The organism is Leifsonia sp. HAY1-4F (genome assembly GCF_056755275.1).
Window position 1 is genome coordinate 1 of sequence record NZ_JBNDHX010000499.1, and the last position, 246, is coordinate 246.

Here is a 246-nt window from a genome sequence, read left to right on the forward strand (position 1 = left end):
GGTTAAAGAAGATCGCGTTCGCTGCTCCTGCGATCGCGGCGTCGATATCCGCGTCCGCGAAGACCACATTCGGTGACTTGCCGCCAAGCTCGAGGGTTACCTTCTTCAGATTGCCGCGCGCTGCGGCAACGATCTTACGGCCGACCTCTGTGGATCCGGTGAAGGAAATCTTGTCGACCCCGGGATGGGCGGCGAGTACGGCGCCGACGTTCTCGCCGTCGCCCTGAACGATGTTCACCACACCGT

1 protein-coding gene is annotated in these 246 nt (G+C 61.8%); it reads right to left on the reverse strand.

Annotation, left to right across the window (positions count from 1 at the left end; all coding sequences use genetic code 11):
• Window positions 1-238 (reverse strand): aldehyde dehydrogenase family protein (locus ACPYOG_RS20280; protein WP_481295882.1); only part of this gene is annotated, 238 nt, incomplete at its 3' end.
• Between the last annotated feature and the right edge of the window lie 8 nt (window positions 239-246).